Source organism: Paenibacillus sp. GYB004, from assembly GCF_036577605.1.
GTDB classification, from domain to species: Bacteria; Bacillota; Bacilli; order Paenibacillales; family NBRC-103111; genus Paenibacillus_AB; species Paenibacillus_AB oceani.
This window is the reverse complement of the sequence record NZ_JARBDB010000062.1, coordinates 100,204-118,276: the sequence shown is the minus strand read 5'-3', so window position 1 is coordinate 118,276 and position 18,073 is coordinate 100,204. Positions and strand designations below refer to the sequence as shown.

General features: G+C 51.0%; 22 protein-coding genes. All 22 read left to right on the top strand.

Annotated elements, in window-relative coordinates:
* The first annotated feature begins 16 nt into the window (after window positions 1-16).
* The 22 genes from PV433_RS27435 to PV433_RS27330 all read left to right on the top strand — a co-directional run bounded on the left by PV433_RS27435 (window position 17) and on the right by PV433_RS27330 (window position 18,072).
* A complete protein-coding gene (locus PV433_RS27435) occupies window positions 17-262 on the top strand; it encodes a DUF6148 family protein (protein WP_332075214.1) in 246 nt (81 codons plus the stop codon).
* Complete coding sequence (locus tag PV433_RS27430) at window positions 259-1,887, top strand: phage portal protein (protein WP_332075213.1); 1,629 nt, start codon at window positions 259-261, stop codon at window positions 1,885-1,887. Before PV433_RS27435 ends, PV433_RS27430 begins: the two co-directional genes overlap by 4 nt.
* Window positions 1,850-2,977 carry a head maturation protease, ClpP-related gene (locus tag PV433_RS27425; RefSeq protein WP_332075212.1) on the top strand — a complete coding sequence of 376 codons (1,128 nt, stop codon included), beginning with the start codon at window positions 1,850-1,852 and terminating at the stop codon, window positions 2,975-2,977. Before PV433_RS27430 ends, PV433_RS27425 begins: the two co-directional genes overlap by 38 nt.
* Window positions 2,977-3,360, top strand: a complete 384-nt coding sequence (locus PV433_RS27420) for a head decoration protein (RefSeq protein WP_332075211.1) — start codon at window positions 2,977-2,979, stop codon at window positions 3,358-3,360. Before PV433_RS27425 ends, PV433_RS27420 begins: the two co-directional genes overlap by 1 nt.
* 11 nt (window positions 3,361-3,371) lie before the next feature.
* A complete protein-coding gene (locus tag PV433_RS27415; protein ID WP_332075210.1) occupies window positions 3,372-4,406 on the top strand; it encodes a major capsid protein in 1,035 nt (344 codons plus the stop codon).
* A gap of 27 nt (window positions 4,407-4,433) precedes the next feature.
* Window positions 4,434-4,733 (top strand): DUF7210 family protein, encoded by a 300-nt coding sequence (locus PV433_RS27410; RefSeq protein ID WP_332075208.1) that lies wholly within the window; start codon window positions 4,434-4,436, stop codon window positions 4,731-4,733.
* Window positions 4,714-5,046, top strand: a complete 333-nt coding sequence (locus PV433_RS27405) for a hypothetical protein (RefSeq protein ID WP_332075207.1) — start codon at window positions 4,714-4,716, stop codon at window positions 5,044-5,046. Before PV433_RS27410 ends, PV433_RS27405 begins: the two co-directional genes overlap by 20 nt.
* Complete coding sequence (locus PV433_RS27400) at window positions 5,043-5,627, top strand: phage tail protein (RefSeq protein WP_332075206.1); 585 nt, start codon at window positions 5,043-5,045, stop codon at window positions 5,625-5,627. Before PV433_RS27405 ends, PV433_RS27400 begins: the two co-directional genes overlap by 4 nt.
* Window positions 5,628-5,630: 3 nt before the next feature.
* Window positions 5,631-6,095 carry a hypothetical protein gene (locus PV433_RS27395; protein ID WP_332075205.1) on the top strand — a complete coding sequence of 155 codons (465 nt, stop codon included), beginning with the start codon at window positions 5,631-5,633 and terminating at the stop codon, window positions 6,093-6,095.
* The gene (locus tag PV433_RS27390; RefSeq protein WP_332075204.1) at window positions 6,092-6,367 is read left to right on the top strand and encodes a hypothetical protein; all 276 of its coding nucleotides are present in this window, start codon (window positions 6,092-6,094) and stop codon (window positions 6,365-6,367) included. The genes PV433_RS27395 and PV433_RS27390 overlap by 4 nt, the downstream gene beginning before the upstream one ends.
* The gene (locus PV433_RS27385) at window positions 6,367-7,824 is read left to right on the top strand and encodes a phage tail sheath family protein (protein WP_332075203.1); all 1,458 of its coding nucleotides are present in this window, start codon (window positions 6,367-6,369) and stop codon (window positions 7,822-7,824) included. Before PV433_RS27390 ends, PV433_RS27385 begins: the two co-directional genes overlap by 1 nt.
* Window positions 7,825-7,835: 11 nt before the next feature.
* On the top strand, window positions 7,836-8,354 hold the full coding sequence (locus PV433_RS27380; RefSeq protein ID WP_332075202.1) for a phage major tail tube protein: 519 nt from the start codon (window positions 7,836-7,838) through the stop codon (window positions 8,352-8,354).
* Window positions 8,355-8,368: 14 nt separating this feature from the next.
* The gene (locus tag PV433_RS27375; RefSeq protein ID WP_332075201.1) at window positions 8,369-8,704 is read left to right on the top strand and encodes a phage tail assembly protein; all 336 of its coding nucleotides are present in this window, start codon (window positions 8,369-8,371) and stop codon (window positions 8,702-8,704) included.
* 196 nt (window positions 8,705-8,900) lie between these two features.
* Window positions 8,901-11,195: a phage tail tape measure protein gene (locus PV433_RS27370; protein ID WP_332075200.1), complete on the top strand. Its 2,295-nt coding sequence runs from the start codon at window positions 8,901-8,903 to the stop codon at window positions 11,193-11,195.
* The gene (locus PV433_RS27365; RefSeq protein ID WP_332075199.1) at window positions 11,192-11,395 is read left to right on the top strand and encodes a tail protein X; all 204 of its coding nucleotides are present in this window, start codon (window positions 11,192-11,194) and stop codon (window positions 11,393-11,395) included. Before PV433_RS27370 ends, PV433_RS27365 begins: the two co-directional genes overlap by 4 nt.
* Before the next feature lies 1 nt (window position 11,396).
* Complete coding sequence (locus PV433_RS27360) at window positions 11,397-12,419, top strand: phage late control D family protein (protein ID WP_332075198.1); 1,023 nt, start codon at window positions 11,397-11,399, stop codon at window positions 12,417-12,419.
* Window position 12,420: 1 nt separating this feature from the next.
* Entirely contained in the window at window positions 12,421-12,747 is a 327-nt protein-coding gene (locus tag PV433_RS27355; protein ID WP_332075197.1) for a hypothetical protein, read from the top strand.
* A complete protein-coding gene (locus PV433_RS27350) occupies window positions 12,744-13,142 on the top strand; it encodes a phage tail protein (RefSeq protein WP_332075196.1) in 399 nt (132 codons plus the stop codon). Before PV433_RS27355 ends, PV433_RS27350 begins: the two co-directional genes overlap by 4 nt.
* Window positions 13,139-13,453 (top strand): GPW/gp25 family protein, encoded by a 315-nt coding sequence (locus PV433_RS27345; RefSeq protein WP_332075195.1) that lies wholly within the window; start codon window positions 13,139-13,141, stop codon window positions 13,451-13,453. Before PV433_RS27350 ends, PV433_RS27345 begins: the two co-directional genes overlap by 4 nt.
* Complete coding sequence (locus tag PV433_RS27340) at window positions 13,450-14,574, top strand: baseplate assembly protein (protein ID WP_332075194.1); 1,125 nt, start codon at window positions 13,450-13,452, stop codon at window positions 14,572-14,574. Before PV433_RS27345 ends, PV433_RS27340 begins: the two co-directional genes overlap by 4 nt.
* A complete protein-coding gene (locus PV433_RS27335; RefSeq protein ID WP_332075193.1) occupies window positions 14,567-15,130 on the top strand; it encodes a phage tail protein I in 564 nt (187 codons plus the stop codon). The genes PV433_RS27340 and PV433_RS27335 overlap by 8 nt, the downstream gene beginning before the upstream one ends.
* A complete protein-coding gene (locus PV433_RS27330; protein WP_332075192.1) occupies window positions 15,130-18,072 on the top strand; it encodes a phage tail-collar fiber domain-containing protein in 2,943 nt (980 codons plus the stop codon). Before PV433_RS27335 ends, PV433_RS27330 begins: the two co-directional genes overlap by 1 nt.
* The last annotated feature ends 1 nt before the right edge of the window (window position 18,073 follow it).

The window sequence follows — 18,073 nt, the reverse complement described above, 5'->3', positions numbered from 1 at the left end:
AAGTAGAGGAGGTGAAATGGAAGTGGCGCTATATACACTCGCAGTAGCTCAGCAGCATTTGAACGCCTGGATTGCCGCTGAACTCGCTCTTACAACAGGGCAGGAATACAGGATCGGCAGCCGTACTTTGAGGCGCGTCGACCTGTCCGACGTAATGCAGCAAATCCGATATTGGCAGAAGCAAGTTGATGATGCTCAGCGCGAATTAGAGGGACTTGGCAAACGCAAACGGGTACGGCGGTATGTTCCAGTCGACTATTGAGCCGGCTGGACCGTTTCATACATGCGGTGGCGCCGGGCTTTGCACTGAAACGGGAAAAGGCCCGAACCGAGATTGTACGGCAGCAAGCGGTGCAGCAGGTACTTAACCAAGGATATGGCGATCATGGAGCAAGCAGGCGTAAAAAGTCACTTACAGCTTGGAATCCAGTAGCCGGCGACGCCGAAGAAGATATTCATGAAAATTTGGAAACGTTACGGCCGAGAGCCCGTGATTTGTATATGGGCGGCTCGCTGGCAAACGGTTCAATTAAGACGCTTCGGACAAATATAGTCGGCACGGGGTTACGGTTGAAACCGTCCATCGATGCCGATTTTTTGCGCCTATCAGATGATCAAGCTGGCGAACTGAAGCGGCAGATTGAGCGCGAATTTGCGCTATGGGCGGAGTCAAAGAACTGCGACGCAGGCGGCATGCACAACTTCTATGAGTTGCAGCAGCTCGCCTTTTTGTCGTGGATGATGTCGGGTGACGCATTTGTTTTGTTGCCTATGCTGCCACGTAAGCATGCGACCTACGATCTGCGGGTACGCATCCTCGAAGCCGATCGATGCAGCAACCCGTTAGCCCCTGAGTTATCCGTGAGCAATAAGATCAGCAACGGGGTCGAAGTCGATAAAGACGGCATGGTCGTCGCCTACTGGTTTTCTGATAAGCATCCTGGTTCCGCTCTTGGGCAGCCGATGAAATGGACCCGGGTTGAAGCCATCGGAGAGGAGAGCGGGCGCCGTAACGTCCTCCATTTGATGGAGGCCGAACGTCCTGAGCAGCGCCGCGGAGTCCCGATTCTGGCCCCGGTCATTGAGTCACTCAAGCAGCTCGAGCGGTATACCGAGGCGGAGCTGATGGCCGCGGTTATTTCGGGCATGTTTACGGTGTTTATCGAGACGCCGACAGAGGATACGGACCAATTCGGACTTAGTGCTGATGGTCCGGATATCCATGAAAATCCAACCGGGGAGCCGTTACCGTCGGAAGGCAATGATCTTCGGATGGGTAATGGTGCTGTTCAGTTTTTGGAACCGGGAGAGAAGGCGACGATTGCCAACCCCGGGCGTCCAAACTCTGAATTTGACCCCTTTGTCACAGCAATCCTGCGGCAGGTTGGCGCGTCACTAGAAATCCCTTACGAATTGTTGCTAAAGCATTTTACGGCCTCATATTCGGCGAGCCGGGCTGCTCTGCTTGAAGCATGGAAGATGTTCCGGATGCGGCGCGCGTGGATGTCGGCGGACTTCTGCCAACCGACATATGAGGAATGGTTTGCTGAGGCGGTCATTAAAGGTCGTATAGACGCTCCAGGAATATTCGACGATCCGCTATTGTTCAAAGCGTATACGCGGGCAGAATGGCACGGCCCTAGCCAAGGGCAGCTTGATCCAGTCAAAGAGGTTAACGCTGCTGTGATAAGGGTCGAGCATGGGTACAGTACGGCCGAGCGCGAAACAGCGGAGCTTACAGGCGGCGAATGGGAAAACAATGTTCGCCAGCGGGCGCGGGAAAAAGCGCTGCTGGATAAATACGGCCTGAGCCAACAAGTGGCACCAACCAGGGGAGGTGATAAACAAAATGCCGACAATGACGAGGAAGACGACTCCGATATTTAATGCGAAAAAAGTTTCCAATAGCACCGCGGAACTGACCCTTTATGCACCAATCGAGGATCAAGAATCGTGGTGGTATGACAGTGTAACTCCGAAAGGGGTTATGCGTTCGTTGAAAAATTTGGGGAATGTATCTGAAATAACAGTTCGAATCAATAGCAATGGTGGCAGCGTATTTGCAGGGCTTGCAATCTATCAGTACCTCAAGGATCATTCTGCAACGATCACTATCAAGGTCGATGGGCTTGCAGCATCGGCAGCATCCATTATTGCTATGGCCGGCGACAATATTGTCATGGGCACAGGCGCAATGATAATGGTCCATAATCCGTGGACCTATGTGGTAGGAGAGGCAAGAGAACTGCGCGAAACGGCCGATATGCTGGACAAAATTAGCGAATCTTTAATTTCGGTCTACAAAGAGCGCACCGGCAAGGATGAAGCCGCATTAAAACAAATGCTCGACGCTTCTACCTGGCTTACTGGTGATGACGCCGTTGCGAAAGGTTTTGCCGATGAAGTGGACCGCAAGACCAAGGTATCCGCATCCATCAAAAACGGAATCGCTACATTCAACAATCAACGATTCGATTTGAGAGCCTTCGCATCGATCCCTCCGTTGCCAGAAGGTGACGAGGATGACGATACGCTAGAGGAAACAACTGAAGAACAAGAAGAACTATCGCCAGAAGGCGCAAAAGGAGATGAAGAAACCGTGAAAGATTTGGCCGAACTTCAAGCCAAGTACCCGGATATTTTCAAAGCAGCTGTATCCGCAGGTGTGCAGCAGGAGCGTACTCGTATTACAGAGTTGAATGCATTGGCTGATGCACCGGGAGCCGCTGCAATTGTTGCGGTGGCTATCTCGGAAGGCAAGTCGGCAGCTGAGGCCGCGATTGATATCGTGAAAGCGTCCAAAGAACGGTTAACCGACGAGGGGAACCGTCGTCAAAATGACGCGAAGAATAGCGGCATTGACAAGGTTCCGCCAGATGAGGCACCGGAGAACAAGGATGACCCGGAAGCGACCTCGCAAGCTGAAGCGGATGCCATTGTTGCCGAGTACAAAAACCTTAGAGGAGGTCTGAAATAATGCCAGATTACAACAGCGTGCCTCACGATAATCTGATCGCCGGCATGGTCGAGCCGATCGTCACACAATCCATCGTTATCAGCGCTGCCGCAGGCGCATTATTCTCCCGTGGGACAGTGCTTGCTCGCACGGGATTTACCGCTGATGGCACATGGATTTGTACTATCGTTAATTCAGCCGCCACCCCTGCAGCCGAAAAAGTCCCAGTTGCGATTCTGGCCGATGTGGAAGTCGATGCCCGTACGGCCGAACAACGCGCAACAGCCTATACACAAGGGGAATTCAACCGAAAAGCGCTAATTTTTGGCGGTACCGACACTATCAGCACACATGAAGCAGCACTGAATAATGCGAAAATCTACACAAAAAGAGTAGTAGAATAGGAGGCCATCTCATGGCGATCAAAGATATTTACTCGTTTCCAACTCTTCTGAAGGTGGTAGGACAGCTTCCGCCGCCAAGCACATACATTCTCGACACCTTTTTTATGGACGGTGAATCGTTTGAAACGGAATACGTAGAAATTCAAACGATCAAGGGAAATAAACCGATTGCTCCATACGTTTCCGAGCTTCAGCCTGGAAAAGTTATTTCGCGGAGCGGCTTTACCGCTAAGCAGTACAAGCCGGCCTTGATCAAGCCAGCACGCCCTATTACGGCAATAGATCTGCGTGTCCGCAACGCCGGTGAGAGCTTGATCAATCCGATTGCTCCAGAAGTTCGAGCGCGGCGATTGTTGGCAAGAGACATCATTGAATTAGCAGATACCATCACCCGTCGCAGGGTGCAACAAGCAGCTGAGCTTATGTTTACGGGTAAGGTTACTCAGATTGGTGAAGGAGTAAGCCAAGTAATCGACTATGATTTCACTAACATCGTGACTCTTTCGGGGACTGATCTTTGGAGTGATCCGGCGTCTGACCCAATCGGATTCTTGGCAGCGAAACGGAAAGAGATTATATCGGCAAACTGCCCTACACCGAATATTATTTTAGGCGATTACGACGCGGCCACCGCCCTTATGCGTCACCCAGCGATCTTGCAGCTTGCAGATAACAGGGGCGTTGATGTAGGTAATATTGACACAACCCTCCTGCCGGATGGCGTGACGTATCACGGTAGACTGCGCGACATTGGTATGGATGTATACAGCTACGCCGGCACGTACACGAACGATGCTGGCGCCGAAGTGCCGTTCATCCCAGCCGGCACCATTGCGATCCTTTCTTCGCGGGATAGGTTTACTTTCCACTACGGGGCCAACGTGATCATGGATCCGAAGACAGAGCAATTTGTTCGCGTACAAGGTCAGATTACTCCGCAGTCGTGGGTAACTGTTGAACCTGCACAGCGCTGGCTGCAGATGCTGTCCCGTCCTCTGGCTGTGCCTCCTAACGTTGCGGGCTGGTACATTGCCAAAGTTCTCTAATCTGAGCTGAGGGGAGGTAGCTAATTGATGTTGTATCTAGCAAAGGCAAAAATTCGCCATAACGGGGAAGACTACGCTCCGGGCGACACGCTTCCCGAATTAACCCAGAAGGAGGCCCAGCGCCTCCTTAACCTGGGCGATATAGAGGGAGTTGTCCTGCCGGAAGAGGATGGAGACGAAATAACGCCGGAGCAGTTCAGCAAACTTCAGTCGGACCCTCAGAAAGAATGTTTGTTGGGTCTGGGAATCGAGCCGGCCTCAAATGCAACTGAGCGTTTGAAGCAATATACAGATTGGTATGATCAGTATGACGATCCCGACGCTTAAGGATGTTATCGCCAGCGATGCAACGACCTTCCTGAACCTGAATGAATTTGCTGAAAAGAAGTCGGTCGATGGAAATGAAATAACGATACTCATCGACGACGACGAGCTGCAGAAACGCCGTTCCAAAGCAACGAATCCGTCGGACGGTATCTACTCTGCCGTGATGCTCTTTTACGCGTTCAAGACTGACTTTGCAGCCCGGCCAATCATTGGGAAGCACATGAAGATCGACAACCGCACCTACCGTGTAAGCGACGTCCAAGACGACGATCCGGTCATGTATACGATCATATTGGAGCGCACCGGATCATGATCACTGTCGACGCTGATAAGGTAAAGGAAATCGAACAGAGACTCGGTGAGATCCGGAAGCAGGCTCCCGTTGTTCTGTCCCGGGCGCTGAATCGAGCTGCGGCCAACGCGAAGACGAACGCATCCAAGAAAGTCCGGGAGACATACACGCTCCGAGCGAAAGATGTTAACGAGACCTTCTCAGTCCGGAAGGCTTCGCGTGGCAATTTAAGCGCTGCGGTAACGTCCCGAAGCGGTTCGATCGGGTTAGACAAATTTAAAGTCCGCCCTCTTGAGCCGCGCCACTCCAAACCACCAAAATCCCTGAAGGTTCAAGTCAGGAAGGAAGGCGGGGCGAAGAAGTTGGTCGGTGCTTTTGTCGCTTCTGTGAGTGGGAACAAAGTGTTCCAGCGGGAGAAGGGATCTCAGCACAAAAAAGGCCGTAGTGGGCGATGGACTGAGTTGCCGATCAAGCGCTTGTTTGGTCCGCCTGTTCCGGAAATGCTCGATCGAAGATCGATCCGGGAGTTTGTCGAACAGGAAGCGGCGCAGACATTCGACAAGAATCTGGAGCACGAAATCAAACGTGCGCTGGAGGGTTAATGCATGACCCCATACTTGCTACAAGACGCCTTGGTCGCCGAGATCAAGGCTCTTTTTGCTGATACAGTGTTTAAAAACTCGCTGAATGAACTCGGAGAACTGAATGTGTACCCTCAGTTCCTACCGGCCAAGCAGAGCGAAGATGATGCCGAACATTTTCCGTACGCCATTGTCCGGGTCCTATCCGGGGGAACGGAAGACGAGCAGGAAGCATCGACCTGTAAAGTTCTCATTTTCTTCGGCCTCTACGATGACGACCCAAACTATCAAGGTTACAAAGATATATTGAACATGCTTCGCCGGCTTGAAACGCATCTGTATCGCAAGCGGATCATCGACAACCGATACCGGATCGAATACCCGTTCGACTGGTCGGTATATGACGAGGACGCTTATCCGTACTACTTCGGCGGAGCTGAAACGACTTGGACCCTTCCAGCGGTCCGACAGGAGGAGGTTTTCCTATGAGCAAAAAACGAGAATCGGCCGCGACTGAGTCATCGAGCCGGATCTATCTTGGCCCGAATTTATCGAACGGCAGGCTGGCCCATGCTACCGTTTTTCGCGGCAGCATTCCGGCTCACTTGAACGACATTCGAGAACAGCACCCGGAGATCGAGACGCTAATTGTCCCGATTACTGACTTTATCACGGCGCAAGCTCGGATCAAGCGCTCCGGAACGCCGGGAAATCAGGCTTATCAAGCGCTCGAGCGTCTAAGCAGAAAGGACGGAGAATAATGGCCTTTAAACATGGCGTTTATGTAACAGAGCAACCGACATCTATACTCGCGCCGGTGGAAGCGAATAGCGCGATCCCGTTTGTTGTGGGGACCGCACCGATCAATTTATCCAAGCTGGCTGAGGTGCCGGTTAATAAGCCGATTTTGGCGTATACGTACAAAGAGGCAGTCGAAGCACTTGGTTACAGCGACGATTGGGCGTCTTACACGCTTTGCGAGTTTATTTACTCGCATTTTGCTTTGTATGGTCTATCGCCAGTAATCCTGGTTAATGTGCTGGATCCGGCCGACACCGATCACAAAGAGACGGTCGTTCCTGCTTCGGTACCGGTCACAGATGGAGTTGTAACAATTGGCGTAGAAGGGATTGTATTGTCGAGCGTCGTCGTCAAATCGAGCGACGGGACTACAACGTATACTGCCGCCGACTACTCAGCAGCATTTGATGACAAGGGTCATGTTGTGATTACTCGTAAGGCGGCCGGAACGATTCCAGCCAATGTCACTGCGCTGCAGGTTGGATATGACAAACTCAAGCCTTCCGGAGTTGTGGCAGCCGACGTGATCGGCGGCGTAGACGGAACAAGCGGCGCATTGACCGGACTCGAATTGATCAATGAGGCGTTCCCTCGCTTTGGTCTTGTCCCGGGTCTGGTACTCGCTCCGGGGTATTCGCAGGATCCAACGGTCGCTGCAGTGATGACGGCCAAGGCAGGAAACATCAACGGCAACTTCAAGGCAATGGCGCTTACGGATATCCCCACTGACACCGTTACGCTCTACGGCGATGTCCCAGCTTGGAAATCAGACAATAGCTATACGTCCACCCAACAGATTCCGACGTGGCCTATGATTAAACTGGGGGATCAACTGTTTCACGGCTCGACGCAGATCGCTGGTGTAATCGGGACGACGGATGCAGGTAGAGGCGGCGTTCCGTACGCTTCTCCGTCCAATAAAGCACTTAAGGCTAACGGTGCTGTTCTCGCCGATGGAACGGAAGTGTTTCTCGGCATCGATCAGGCCAACTACCTCAACAGCCAGGGAATCGTAACGCCTCTCAATTTCGGGAATGGTTGGAGATTGTGGGGGAACAATACCGGGGCGTTTCCGGGGACGACGGACCCGAAGGATAGCTTTATCCCGGTCCGCCGAATGTTTAACTGGATCAGCAACTCGATCATTTTGACCTATATGCAAAAGGTAGATGAGCCGATGAACAAGCGACTTGTCGAGGCGGTAACGGACAGTATAAACATTTGGCTGAACGGCCTTACCGCGAGTGGGGCTCTGCTTGGGGGACGCGTTGAATTTAATGCATCGGAGAACCCAGTTACCGATCTGATGGCGGGCAAGATGAGGTTTCATCTGTACATTACGCCTCCATCCCCGGCGCAAGAGATTATTTTCCTGCTTGAATATGATGCGTCGTATCTCGCGGCACTGACGGCGTAAAGGAGGATCACATGAAACAAATACCTGAGAAGCTGAACAGCTTTACGGCTTATTTGAATGGCGTCGATTACCTTGGAGTCGCCGACGTAGATTTGCCCGATCTGGAAATGATGAGCGAGACCGTCAGCGGCGCCGGCATTGCGGGGGAAGTCGACTCGCCAACAATCGGTCATTTCGCGTCCATGTCCACCACAATCAACTGGCGTGTATTAGAGCGATCCAACTTCCGACTTGCCCGACAAGAAGCGCAACAGATTGACTTTCGTGGATCCATTCAAACGTTCGACAACGTTGCCGGAACCTATCAGCAGATTCCGGTCAAAGTCACGATTCGCGGACTTCCCAAAAATACCCCTCTTGGCAGCCTGGCCGCAGGCAGTACTATGGATAATTCGAATGAACTCGAAGTGATATATATCAAAATCCTTTATGATGGCCAGAACGTCGTGGAAATCGATAAGTTCAATTTTATTTGCGTGATCGATGGCGTCGATTATCTGGCGAAAGTACGTGCCAATCTCGGAATGTAGGAGGATAAAATACGATGGAAGAGCAGCAAAAGAATACTAATCCCGGAGTTGTGGCCGAAGAGCGAATTTATAAGCTCGCTCGGCCTTTTCATTTTGAAGGTAAGCAAATTACGGAACTCTCATTGAATCTCGACGACCTGACGGGTCAAGATTTGTTACTTTGCGCGAGACATGCTCAAACAATCGATCCAAACGAAGTAGCTCACGTAAAAGCCCTATCCTTGCCATATCAGGTTGCTGTGGCCGCGAAAGCCGCCGGCGTACCTGCCGAGCAAATCAAAGCACTCGGAGCAAAGGATTTTACTCAGGTTACCCAGCGAGTTCAGAATTTTTTAATCGGACAGGGCTAGGAGATCGCATCGATCAGGGCATACGTGAGACGGCGCTTGCCCTTTCTCCTATTCCTGGATCAACGTTAGAATTTTGGCTTTCGCGCCCTGTTCTAGAACTTCATGATTGGCTGGAAGCTTTCGAAACCGTCGAAAAACGAAAGCAAAAGCCTTCACCAAGTGTACGAAAAGGGCGGGGAAAGGGGCGGCGTAAATAGTGGCCAAAAAAGTTTATGAATCAACGTTCCAATTTGGCGGACAGCTGAGCCCTACGTTTAAAAAAGCCACGAAACAAGTAGAGCAAGGAGCTGACGGCGTTTCAGAAGCTTTGCAGCAGGTGCAAAAAGACGGGAAAGCGGCTTCGGGAGTGTTTGGCAAGCTATCGAAGGCGACAGGCGATTTCGGCAATGCCCTGTACAAAGTTGCTCAGTACACCGGTGCATTCGCACTTATTTCCGGCGTTTCTGATTCGTTATCGAGCATTGCTGGATCGGTTGGGGCGTTTCAAAGTTCGATGAAGCAGGTGCAGGCATCGACCGGTATGACTGCGGCGGAAATGTCTGAAATACAGTCCATGTCCCGGTCATTGTATAACCAAAACCTTGGCGAAGATTTCGACGACCTTGCTTCTGCAATCAGCACAGCAAGGCAAGTAACGCAACTTCAAGGGGATGCGCTCGAGGCAACGACGAAGCATGCGATCGTTTACCGTGACGTGTTCGGCGAGGATATGAAGGAATCTATTAAAGCCGTAGATACTATGGTTAAAAACTTCGGCATCACAAGTAATGAAGCATATAATCTGTTGGCCCAAGGCGCCCAGAGAGGATTGGACAAATCCGGGGAGTTATTGGACACCGCAAATGAGTATACGCCATATTTCAGTAAGCTTGGTTTCTCTGCCAATGAAATGTTCGATATATTTAGCGCTGGCCTCGATGCCGGCGCTTTTAATTTGGACAAGGTTGGGGACGGAATCAAAGAGTTCGGTATCCGGACAAAGGATGGTTCCAAAGCTTCGATGGAGGCTTATCAAACTATCGGCCTGAGTGGCGAACAAATGACTGCACAATTTGCCGCGGGCGGTGAAGAAGCGCAGAAAGCATTTATGGCAACTGTTAAGGCGATTGACGAGTTGAACGATCCAGTACAAAAGAACGCAGTGTCGGTTCAATTGTTCGGAACGCAAGCTGAAGACTTGGAAGCTCGGGTTATTCAGTCATTAGGCAGTGCACGAAAGCAGTTTGACATGACGAAGAACACGATGGAAGAGATAACATCGATCAAATACGACACAATCGGCATGGCTTTCCGCGGGATCGGCCGACAACTTCTGACGACTTTTATCATGCCACTTGGCGACAAAGCGCTTCCCTATTTGCAGCAGTTTGGTAACTGGTTTAACAAATCGATACCCAGTATTAAAACGTTCTTCGGTAAGGTCGGAAGCGAGATTTCTGGATTTACGGAAAAGCTATGGACCTCCGCAGGACCGGTATTATCCAGCATAAAAGACAGATTTATCAGTACGTTGCAACCGCTGCTGCCTCACGTAAAATCGATATTCGGATCGATCGGTAAGATTGTCCAGCAAATAGCGCCCGTCTTTCAAAAGGTCGGTGCTTCTTTATTTCAAGCGGGGGCCGCTATCGCCAAGGCGATCATGCCGATCGGGTTGTATATGGCAAACAAGCTTTATCCGATTGTTTCAAAGGTCTTCGGCTTCCTGGCGAACGATGTCGCCCCCATCATATCCCGATCTTTTTCCGTTGTGCTTCCGGTGGTCACGAGCGTATTCGGTAAACTAGGTGAGGCGATAACTGCCGTATTTAACATAGCGAAGCCGGTTATCGACGGTTTAGTCGGAGCGTTTAATTTCGCCTTTCCTGCGATCCAATACATCGTTACGAGTGCAATACAGTCCGTGACTGGTGTCTTTAAAGGGCTTATGACGTCGCTGGGCGGTGTCCTCGACTTTATAACCGGAGTATTTACCGGCAATTGGTCCAAAGCATGGCAGGGTATAAAGGATGTTTTTGCAGGGGTGTTTGCCGGCCTGCGGGCTATCGTTGCTACGCCTTTAAATGCGGTTATCAAACTCGTAAACAGCGCAATCAGCGGTATTAACAAAATCAAGGTGGATATTCCAGACTGGATCCCGGGCATCGGCGGAAAGTCTTTCGGTCTGAACATTCCTCAGATTCCGGAGCTGCAGGCGTTCGCAAAAGGTGGTATTGCAACCCGGCCTTCCATTTTTGGCGAAGCAGGACCGGAAATCGCGATCCCTCTAAACAATGCGCCCCGATCTCATGCATTGCTTGACACGGCGAACAGGATCATGGGCGACTCGTCAGGGGGTGGGGATATCATCGTTTACTACGAACCGCAAAACTACTTCAGCGGCCCAACAGATCGCGGGCAAGTCGAGGCAGCACAACAGCGCAACAACAATGATTTAGAACGTAGACTCAAGGCCATTGCGCGAAACCAAAGGCGGGTGGAGATGCGATGACATATACGACAGTTCAGGGCGATACCTGGGATGTAATCGCGTATAAGGTTTACGGCCACGAGGATCACATGACGATACTGCTTCAAGCGAATCCGGGGCATGCGGATACAGTCATTTTTTCTGGCGGCGTGCAACTGATTGTTCCGCCAGCAACGGCAGAGTCATCGGAAAACTTGCCGCCTTGGAAACGGAGGCAATAGGATGGAATCCACAGCAGCACGCCGGGTTGAAATCGCACTCGTATACGATGGCGTCGATATTACGCGGTGGCTTTCGGAATCGTTGTTGTCTCTAAGCTACAGCGACAATCCGTCCGGGCAGCTGGATGACCTGCAGATCACGCTGGAGGACAGCCAGCAGCTTTGGCAAGGGGAATGGAGCCCCGCTGTAGGGGATACGGTGGATGCAAGGATCCGCCTTATCAATTGGAACGGGGACGGTCGTACAGTCGAGCTACCGTGTGGATCGTTCGAGGTAGATACGGTAGAGTTTAGTGGGCCGCCTGACACCGTACAGATCAAGGCATTATCTCTCCCTGTTGGCTCAAGTGTTAGAGGGGAACAACGTTCCCGAGCTTGGGAAAACGTGCGGTTGCAGACCTTGGCTGCGGACGTCGCCGCAAATGCCGGACTAACTTTGCTCTATGAGATCGAGGACAACCCCATCTATGACCGTATCGAGCAAACCGAACAATCGGACCTTTCTTTTTTGGTTGATCTTGCTACGAAAGAAGGGGCCGCGATCAAGGTATCCGGCGGCAATCTCGTGCTGTTTGACGAAGCGGTATATGAGGCTGCGGACCCCGTTTCGGTGATTGGCAGAACGGATGTCAGCTCGTACTCTTTTAATTGGAGTACGCTTAATGCCGCATTTCGTGCTTGTGAGATCGTATATACCAAGCCGGGGAGCGAGGAGCCCATTAAGGCCGTATTTGTTCCTCCAGGCGCGCCGGAAACTGGACCGGTACTGAAAATAAACGAAAGCGTCGATTCCGAAGCGGAGGCGTTACGCCTTGCGCGGTTAAGGCTGCGAGAGCAAAACAAGAACTTTGGGCGAGGCAGTCTTTCTTTACCCGGCAATGTGGGCATGGCAGCAGGTTTGACCGTTGAACTGAGTGGTTGGCATCACTTTGACGGCAAATACATCATCGAGAGTGCGAAGCACGATGTCAGCGGAAGCGGCTATTCAACGGACATTGAGATTCGGAAAGTATTGGGGTGGTGAGATGTCGGCAGAACTTAAGAACTTGATCCGGATCGGCAAAGTATCGACCGTGAATGCCGCGAACGGGACGGTTCGCGTCGTATTTCCGGATAAGGACGACAGTGTTAGCGGCGAGCTCCCTGTGCTTCGGCTTGGGGGGACATTAGCAATGCCCAGCGTCGGTGACAATGCCGTCTGTTTATTCCTCGGAAATGGACTGCGTGCAGGATTCTTCCTCGGTACGTACGGCAGCGGTAATTCTGGTGAGGTAAAGATCGACGGCGACCTCTTGGTAAATGGAGATGTCACGATCAACGGGACGTTGCACGGTGGGGGTGTTGGTCCATGATCGGATCATTCGGTCCTATCGTCTTCATCGCCACTGCCGATACGATTCGTACATTTGACGAGTTTAGCCGATCAAGCGCCGGACGCTGGGCGAAACATGAGATTATCGGGCGTAAACCCTTAACTCAGTTTATCGGTCCTGGGCTGGATACGATCTCGTTTTCGATGCGTTTTGATGCACAATACGGCCTTAACCCACGAAAAGAGATGGACGCATTGATCGAGCTTGAGCGGTCCGGAACAGCTGCAGCGTTGACTATCGGCGGTAAGGGGCTTGGCGTCGGGATGTGGATCATCACCTCGCTTGAACAAACATATGACCATCTGGACAACCTTGGGAACGTGCTTGTTGGAACGGCGAACATATCACTTGAAGAATATGTGGTGATCTCATGATCGTGAATATGCTGGATCAAATACCGATTCGCTTCGGACTCTCCGGTATCGAGGAGATCGAGCAAAACATACGAACGATATTGTCGACCATGCAAGGCACCGTGCCACTGAATCGTGGTTTTGGCATGGATAGTTCCATCATAGACGAACCGATCCCGATCGCAAGGGCCCGGTTAACCGGAGAGATCATCACGAAGCTGCAGCAATACGAGCCGCGAATTAAAGTAATACAGGTTAAGTTTGCCGATGAAATAAATGGCAGGCTCATGCCGATCGTGCATTTTGAATTGGCGGGAGGTGGGGGATTATGAGCCTTTTAGAATTGCCCGATATGCAATTCGTTGACACGGACGTGACGTCCACGCTCAATAACGTACTGCAAATTCATGCGGCGATTACCGGCCGGACGTTAGCTCCTGGCGATCCGGAGAGGCTGTTTTTACAGTCACTATGCGCGATTATTGTCCAGCAAAGGGTGCTGATTGACAAGACAGCGAAGGCGAACCTTCTTCGGTACGCTTGGGGACCGATCTTGGATCATCTAGGGGCGTTTTCGGAAACAACTCGTTTGCCGGCGTCGGCCGCAAGAACGACGGTACGCTTTACCCTTTCCGCGCCACAGTTATCTGTTGTCGCGATTCCAGCCGGTACGCGAATCAGTACTGGGGGCGACCCCAAACGGTATTTTATAACGATGGAACATGCCGAAATCCTATCTGGCCAAACTCTGATCGATGTTACTGCCGAATGCACGGAGGCCGGAACGATGGGAAACGGGTATTTACCGGGCCAAATTAATCAGATTGTCGATCCGATCGCCTTTGTACAAACGGGTTCGAATACAACTGAAAGTGCGGGCGGGTCTGACGTTGAGAGCGACGACGCCTATCGGCAGCGCATTTATACGGCTCCAGAATCGTTTAGTGTAGCCGGACCAGACGGAGCCTATCGCTATTGGGCGAAGACAGCAAGCCCGGCGATTATCGATGTATCGGTAAGCTCGCCGACGGCCGGAGACGTCCTGATCGTGCCGTTGTTAAAGGGCGGGGAGATTCCCAGCCAGGAGATCATGGATGCTGTCGAAGACATCTGCAGCAGTAAACGAGTTCGTCCGCTGACGGACCGGGTAACTGTTGCAGCTCCAACGACGGTTTCCTACAACATTGCATTTACTTACTGGATAAGCAGCGAACGATCGACCGATGTCGCGGCCATACAAACCGCTGTGAATCAGGCAGTGAACGACTATGCGCTTTGGCAGAAGTCAAAGCTCGGAAGAGATGTGAATCCGTCCGAACTGATCCGAAGGGTGACAATGGCCGGGGCTTACCGGGTAGACGTCGTTACTCCGGTGTTCGATGAAGTCGCTTTGACAGAGGTGGCCATCGCGGGAACGATTAATGCTACTTACGGAGGGCTGACCGATGATTGATATCCAAACGGTCAGCCTTCTTGATATGTTACCGCCTAATTTGCGGGCGGATCCGAATATCGCGGCAGCAGCTCAGTCCATAGACGGCGAGATCCAAGCTTTAAACGACAAGATCCGGAAGCTATCTTATTTCGATAGAATGGATTCGCTCTCGGAAGAGGAGATCGAGGAATTGGCGTGGCAGTATCATGTCGATTTCTATGATCCAAGCCTCCCGATCGAGCAGCGGCGGGAACTCGTGAAGAATAGTTATGCCTGGCACAAACGAAAGGGAACCCCTTCGGCCGTCGAGGAGCTTATAGCAACCATATTCGGTGACGGTGAAGTACAAGAATGGTTTCAGTATGGGGGAGACCCGTATACGTTCCGCGTCATTACTTCCAATAGCTCAGCCACCAACGAACAGGCTCAGCGTTTTATCGATGCCCTCAATTCTGTCAAAAATGTGCGGTCGTGGTTGGATGCGGTCCAAATAACGGCTGGTGACGAAATGAACCTCTATCTTGGATTTGCTCTGCATATGGGCGAGAAAATGACAGTAAAGCAGGTGGTGTAATGGCTGGATTTGGCGGGCTATTTTTAACAAACAAAGGAAGAGCGCTTCAAGCTAAGGCGCAAGCGGGAGTGACGCTTCATTACAACAGAATTGGCATCGGTGATGGTAATCTAGGCGGGCAGTCGATACCAAATCTGAACAATTTGATCAGTCAAAAAAAGTCACTCCCAATTACGAAGCTGCAGACACTAACCGGAGGGAAAGCCGTTGTTGGAACTGTGCTGACGAATCAAGATGTGACAACGGGGTTTTATTTCCGGGAGCTCGGGGTGTTCGCGCAAGATCCGGACGAAGGAGAGATTCTCTTTTGTTACGGCAACGCGGGGGCGAATGCAGAGTTTATACCTGCTGCGGGTGGGCAGGACGTCATTGAGAAGACAATCGACGCGGTAACTATTGTGGGAAATGCGGCTAATGTTACTGCCACGATCGATAATTCACTAATATTCGCTACGAAAGCGGAGTTGCTTGCCCATTTCGACGATCCGGGAGCGCATGGAATTGACTTAATCAAAGCTGATCTCGTCATCGTCCAGGATGATCTATCCGCGGCTCCGACGGAGCCGGTCACCATTCCGCAAGGCGTATCCATCGTCAATGCAGACCGTAAGTCGCGGTTTAAGGAATTAAAGGTTATTGGACGGTCGACGGTTAACATTTTAGGGCGAGAAGGTAATGGGAATATATCCGTATATGCTTGGAATAAGCTAACGGCTGCTCTTGTGCCCGATAATGCTATTTACGGTCCAAACTCCGTGAAATTGACGATGGACTCCGGAGAAACTCTAGCCTCTTTTTTTAAAAATGTGATTGACCGAGTATCGCAAGGGAAATATTACATCGCTGGTGCTGATGTAAGAAACGGGAATCTATCCGGTGGTATTAAATTTCGGATGACGATGGTAGGTGATGTGGTGACCATGGAGTACCCATCGTACGCCCCGTCCACTAACTATCAATTTCAATACATTAAAATAGCGCCAACAGACTACGATACTGCAACAGGATTCGTAATTGATCCAATGATAGAAGGTTCGGGTGGACAATATGGATTCATTAGCGGTATTCGTCTCTACGAAATCCCCCAAGCGGAATACGACGCTATCGACTCGATGACGCCTGAACAGGTAGCGGCAATGTATCCGTATGTCGACGATATGAAACACGTGTCGAATATATTTGTCCAGAATCCGGGTAAGAATCTGCTTCCTCCATTTTCGGAGTGGACGTTACATGCAAACACCGAAATCACGGAATCTTATAAAATGACGCTGTTCGCTACAGCGAATTTACAAGTATCCGATTCACCGCTTATAGCATGTTATGTAGGGCAGAATTATTTTATATCGGCTAACATTTCTCCGGGGGCTTTCATTCTAATCATAGACAAAGCGAAAACTGCAAACATTCTTATTTTAGATAGCACAACACCTTCAGGAACTTTCAGCGCTACGGAAACAGGGTTTTATATTCGCTTTGTAAATAAGAATGGCGTAACAGGGCCAGTTTCTGTTACGAACCCAATACTAAACATCGGCTCCACAGTCCTAACGTTCGAACCGCAAAAGCCGTCTTACGTATTCCTGCCGGATTGCAACCTACGCTCGAACGTGGACAGAAGCGTTGCGGATCGGCTGTATATGGACGGGGAAGGCAAGCCGAGGGCTGTTAGGCGATTCCGGGAAGTGGTGCTAGATGGTTCGATGGGATGGGTTTTCGATACCGACCGTTCGGGCTTCAAGGTTGTGAAGGTGTCGGGGGTTTCTGGAGTAACTGCAACACCGCATAAGGTCAGTGTAAAACACGATGGCAAAATACTGCGGAATATCGCAGCAGGCTCAGCCGCCGATTGCGTAGACACCCCCTCGACACCCGCGGATACCGTTTTTATTTCTATAGCTGATCCCGATTCCGGTTGGGGCGATTCTTACACGCCGACAACGGACGAGATAAAGGCGTATTTCTATGGTTGGCGGCTGGAACAGGAAGGCGTTCAAGGTGTGCCGTATACCAGTGGGACAAAGGCATGGGTAAGCATTGTTGGTAGTGAACCATTTCTTTCGGTCACTCCAACACGACCGACGATTAACTATAATCCGTATCGTCTTATGTACGAACTCGCCCAAAGCATCGACGAACCTGTCACTTACGAAGGCGAATTACTGCTGCATGACGGCCCGAATCAGATCGAAATGGGAACGGGCATCGTGGTGCGGGAAGCTGCAAACCCCGTTAATACAAATGGTTATCGAATTATTAATGATTCTGAGAACTCTCCTACACTTATACCGTCACGTTTGAAAAATCGGGCTGACAGGATATTGGATATATATCGCAATCAAACGATAGACAACATATGGAGGAAAGTTACGGATGGATTCTCTTATGGTAAAATGCGAGCACTTGCTGACCCAGCTTTTTACGACACATCAGCAGCCTACAGCGTCACCTATCTCGCACTCGACACATACAAACTCGGAATCGCCCCGGCGTTGATAACCGGCGCTGTGACGCCAAACATGAAGGAAACGGTAGACGATACGGTGCAGGCGATAACCGGGCTTCGGCGCGATGTCAGCGTGTTACAAAACGTCAAGAGTGATAAGCAGTTACCGCAATGGATTGCGCCGGGGCTGCTAAACGCGTGGGAAAATTATGGAGGGGACAGCGAAGCGGCAGGGTACTACAAAGATAGTTCAGGGAGGGTATTTGTACGAGCTTTCCTGAAAAACGGGATAACCACAACTTATACGCCTATATTTTATCTCCCGAGAGGGTACAGGCCGAGCGAGATAATCCGACGGACTTCTTCGTCGTATAGTAGCGGAATTCAGGTGTCATCAATCAGCATAAATCCCGATGGTTCTGTACAATGTGTTGATAATGTCGCGAATACATGGCTGATTCTGGACTTTAGCTTTTTGCCGGGGGGAGGAGATTGAG